This is a genomic window from Calothrix sp. CBUCES-K 9914 (assembly GCF_059640475.1).
Window position 1 is genome coordinate 1 of sequence record NZ_JBXXZH010000427.1, and the last position, 4,877, is coordinate 4,877.

5 protein-coding genes are annotated in these 4,877 nt (G+C 39.2%); 2 read left to right on the plus strand and 3 right to left on the minus strand.

Annotated features, from left to right (window positions below; genetic code table 11):
- The coding region (locus AC2JBO_RS43070; RefSeq protein ID WP_496959753.1) for an ABC transporter permease subunit at nt 1-1,473 on the minus strand (1,473 nt) is incomplete at its 3' end.
- Nucleotides 1,474-1,578: 105 nt separating this feature from the next.
- On the opposite strand from AC2JBO_RS43070, the gene AC2JBO_RS43075 reads away from it, so the two are divergent.
- Nucleotides 1,579-2,328, plus strand: a complete 750-nt coding sequence (locus AC2JBO_RS43075; protein ID WP_496959754.1) for an amino acid ABC transporter ATP-binding protein — start codon at nt 1,579-1,581, stop codon at nt 2,326-2,328.
- Nucleotides 2,329-2,349: 21 nt separating this feature from the next.
- Here AC2JBO_RS43075 and AC2JBO_RS43080 read toward each other — a convergent pair whose 3' ends face one another.
- Nucleotides 2,350-2,592, minus strand: coding sequence for a hypothetical protein (locus AC2JBO_RS43080; protein WP_496959755.1), 243 nt, complete (start codon nt 2,590-2,592; stop codon nt 2,350-2,352).
- Nucleotides 2,593-3,122: 530 nt separating this feature from the next.
- Entirely contained in the window at nt 3,123-3,806 is a 684-nt protein-coding gene (gene lipB, locus AC2JBO_RS43085) for a lipoyl(octanoyl) transferase LipB (RefSeq protein ID WP_496959756.1), read from the minus strand.
- Nucleotides 3,807-4,425: 619 nt separating this feature from the next.
- Between lipB and hpf the strand changes: the two genes are divergently transcribed.
- The coding region (hpf, locus tag AC2JBO_RS43090; protein WP_496959757.1) for a ribosome hibernation-promoting factor, HPF/YfiA family at nt 4,426-4,877 on the plus strand (452 nt) is incomplete at its 3' end.

The window sequence follows — 4,877 nt, forward strand, 5'->3', positions numbered from 1 at the left end:
TTTAACTGGGTTCATCCATGCTTCGAGACGGCTGAAGGCTTGGGAAGATAGTAAGGTTAGACATAGGTAGATTATTGCTACACCTGCATAAATTTCAAAGGGACGATAATTTTGCGCTACTATTAATTGCCCTCTGCGAACTAATTCGTCAAGGCTGATAAATGCAACTAAGCTGGTATCTTTAAGCATACTGATAAATTCGTTGCCTAAAGGTGGTAACATACGGCGAAAGGCTTGAGGGAATATGATATAACGCATTGTTTGTACTGCATCTAACCCTAGTGATTCTCCTGCTTCTGATTGCCCTATTTCGATTGATTGAATACCCGCGCGCACTATTTCGGCAATATAAGCAGCACTATTTAAGCTTAATGCGACGACAGCAGCAGCAAAGCGGTTAAGACTAAAATCTAAACCTAAATTTTGAACTACGGCAGGAATGCCATAGTAAATTAGCAAAAGCTGCACTAGTAAAGGCGTACCACGAAAGAAATCAACATATGCTCTTGCAGCCCAACGTAACGGTGTAAGATGTGAAAGTCGAGCAATACCAATTAAAGAACCAGATATTAAACCGATAAATACAGAGAATATAGTTAATTGCAACGTTATTAAGGCGCCTTGAAAAAGTAAAGGAAACGCTTGCAATAGAATATTAATAGAGTTTGGTCTACTATCGCTTTGAGTTGCAAAGGCTAATTTTTCGGGTAGTTTTGGAGGTGCAGTTTTGAACCATTTTTGATAAATTTTATTATAAGTACCATTTTCAAAGATTTTCCCTAAACCGTTATTAATCAATTGTAAATTAGGTGATTTTAAAGGTGTGGGAATACCATAATACTCTTCTGTTAATAACTGGTCTATAATCTTAATACCTGGTAAATTTCCTGTACTAATAGCATAAGCAATTACAGGAGCATCACCAACCATTGCATCAACATTCCCATTCGCCAACTCTTGTAACGCTAAAGGTGTAGAATCAAAAGTGCGAAGTTGGGCGCCAGGTGCTTCTTTTGCTTTTGCGGCGCCTGTAGTACCAATTTGAACTGCAACTCTTTTATTCTTTAATTTATCAAAACTAGTAATATCTTGATTATTATTCCTAATTACAATTGCCAACCCCGACTTAAAATAAGGACGAGAAAAAGAAACAGTTTGCGCGCGTTCCTTAGTAATAGTCATTGAACTAATAGCAGCATCGATTGTGCTTGCTTGTAACGCCGAAATCAATCCATCAAAAGGCGTAGATTGAAACTCGACCTTAAAACCTGCTGCACGACCAATAGCATTCATTAAATCAATCGAAAAACCCTGTAACTCACCCTTTTGTCCTTGAAACTCCATCGGTGGATAAGCAGGTTCCGTACCAACCCGTAAACTCTTGGCGCCACTTCCATCTGACCCACACCCATTTATAATCAGTAAACAACAACATAAGCCAGCCAATACCCAACCAAAAATGCTTCTCCTCATTCTCTTTCCTTTGCGTCCTTTGCGGTTCGTTAATATTAGTTTATGGGGGCAGGCAAGATGCCTACCCTACAAGAATAATTAACACAATGTATATAAAGCCTAATTATGAGCAACGCAGTAATTACATTTGAAAACGTAGAAAAAAACTTCGGCGCCTTAAAAGTCCTCAAAGGCATCAGCGGCGAAATACATAAAGGCGAAGTCATAGCGATTATAGGTTCATCAGGTTGCGGCAAAAGCACCCTACTACGCTGCTTCAACCGTCTAGAAACCATCAACGCAGGTAAACTAACCGTAAACGATATAGACTTATCTCACTCAAAACTCCATCGAAACGTACTACGCCAACTACGCACTCAAGTAGGCATGGTATTTCAGCAATTTAACCTATTTCCTCATCTCACAGTGTTACAAAACTTAACACTTGCACAGCAACAAGTACTAGGCAAAACACCCTCAGAAAGCACCCAACTAGCAAAACAATATCTAGATAAAGTAGGATTATTCGATAAAGCCGAATCATATCCCGAACAGCTATCAGGAGGACAAAAACAGCGAGTAGCTATCGCGCGTAGTTTATGCATGAACCCGCAAATAATGCTATTCGATGAACCAACAAGCGCACTAGACCCAGAACTAGTAGGAGAAGTACTACAAGTAATGCAGCAACTAGCAACAGAGGGAATGACAATGGTAGTTGTCACCCACGAAATGCAATTCGCGCGCGAAGTAGCGAGTCGCGTATTTTTCATGGACTCCGGAATTATTCTCGAACAAGGAAACCCACAACAAGTAATTCAAAATCCCAAACACGAAAGATTACGCAATTTCATGAGTAGATTAAATAAAATGTAGAGACGCGACATGTCGCGTCTGTTAAAGATATTCACGTAAAAATTCATATGGGTCTTCATCCCAAGACGGTTCAGGGCAAAGCATGTTTAACTTGCTAATAACATCCGCTTCAATTTCATCACTGTCATGTCTATCAAATAGCGACGCAAGCTCTTTCAAGTCACGCTCTTTGAGGGGTGTAAGTGGAGCAGCGTGAGTATTTGCTTCTTGGTTAGTGGACAAGTGGTGCCACTCTTTGCTCTGATCGCGCGGAAGATTAGTCATTATGACATATAACAATAATAATATTAACTGCTTAAATAAAATAATATTATATTTATTATATATACTGAATTTAGATATTTTGACCGGAGTATTATTGTTGAAATAATTTATATAACAAATATTAACAACATATTTTTTAAGTGTTATTACATAGAAAACGTTAGTTACAACAAAGTTGATTTTCAACCGTTCAGAGGCGCCTGTGATGTGTGATGTATGTACGAAAGGCGACCCCTGAACGGCTATATTTTTGGAAGTCCTTTATGTAAAAAAGAACCTGGATCAGAGAATACACTAAACCGTGCGCTTCAATTTAATATTGGCGCCTACTGGTTTATGTCCGAGATGCAAGGTGGGTTAATAAGCATGTGGATGCAACGGATAATTGTAGTAGGGTGCGTGAAGGCTATCAACAATCTTGAAACAAGCTAATATCTAGTAGCCTTCACGCACCTTACCAGTTACAAACAAAGGTAGGATGTGTAAAAGCTTTTGCTAGTTATTTAAAATCAACCATCCGTTACATCCGTTTATAATCCGTTGCTAGTTTCTTGGGGTTGTATATCTACTCCAAAAACTTTAGCAAAACAGCGCGCAACTTTAAGACGAACATCATCGCAGCTTATATTAGGTATCCATTCTGCTAAAGAGGCAACAGGTTTGTCAACTATACCGCATGGAACTATTTTACTAAACCCTGTCATATCAGGGTTTACGTTGAGTGAGAATCCATGCATGGTTATCCAGCGTTTGACTTTAATGCCAATAGCGGCAACTTTGCGACCTTCTACCCATATTCCTGTTAACCCAGGAATACGCGCGCCAACAAGTCCATATTCTTGAAGTACCATAATTAACACTTCCTCTAATTGGCGTAGATACCAGTGTAAATCTGGTTGATAGCGATGTAAGTTTAAAATTGGATACCCGACTATTTGACCTGGACAATGATACGTTACTTCACCCCCACGTTCGATGCGATGCACTTCATATTCGCCACTATCAGGGTCAAATTTGAGAAATTCGGGACTGGCGCCTTGCCCTAAAGTATATACAGGCGGATGCTCGACCAATATTAGCACGTCTTCTAAATTTGGATTATTGATGCGTTCTTGCAACAACGTGCGTTGCCATGCGAGCGCTTCTAAATAAGGCATCAAACTTTGGTTATATAACGAACAAGAATAAGAAATAGAAACATTGTTAAAATTCATAGCGAAATTCAACTATTTAACAAAAAAGGAAGTATTGCAAGATACAGGCGCAAAAAAACAGAAAGAATTAACATTTGTGAGGCTATTTTCCCCTTTTCCTTGTTAAGGAACGAAACAAATGTCAAGCTGTGCAAAAGATTGTAAAGGAAAGTCAAGATAAGCGGTTTTATAAATTACAAAGTGCTAGTTTGAATATATAACCTCAATGGTAATGGTGCTGGAGGGAATTCTCTGCCACATACGTCACGCCAAGAAGAAAGAACAAATGCACTCTTCTCCGGCGCCTAATTTAAAAATTCAAAAGCCATGTTGAACAAAACTGCCTTGACAGCGATTACATTTACTCTAAAGCCAATTATTTCAGGAGGAGCAGAGTCAGGCGAAGATGTCGAGTACATCTGTTGTAACCAAGACACGTAAATATTTGATGATTTGAGAGCGCAGTATTATATCGCGCGTCAAGTAGGGCTAGTTTAAAAGTGAAATTCATATGGCAACAATTAGGCAAACGGGGGATTGTAATTTTGATTCATAACTTGATGCAAGGCGGCAGATAGACCTTACCGCAATCGAAAGCGTAATTCAACTCAAGTTAAAGTTTGAGCGGGAGAGTTTACACATGAAGCTTGTCATCCACGGCAAAAATATTGAAATCACCGATGCTATCCGTGAATATGTGCATCAAAAGATTGAAAAGGCAGTAAGTCACTTTCAAAATATCACCAACGAAGTGGATGTCCATTTAAGCGTTGCTAAAAATCCCCGAATTAATCCCAGACAAGCAGCGGAAGTGACGATTTATGCAAATAAAAACGTCATTCGTGCCGAGGAGAGCAGCGAAAACCTATATGCAAGCATTGATTTAGTTGCCGATAAAATCGCGCGTCAATTAAGAAAATATAAAGAACGCATTCAAAACAAGAAAGCTCCTAATCCAATTGAAGAAACAGCTGTTGAAACAGCAACAGTTGTTGATGACTTGATAGGTACTCGCACTCCTGAACTACCCAAAGAGGTTGTGCGAACTAAATATTTTGCCATGCCACCGATGACAATGACAGAAGCTTTAGA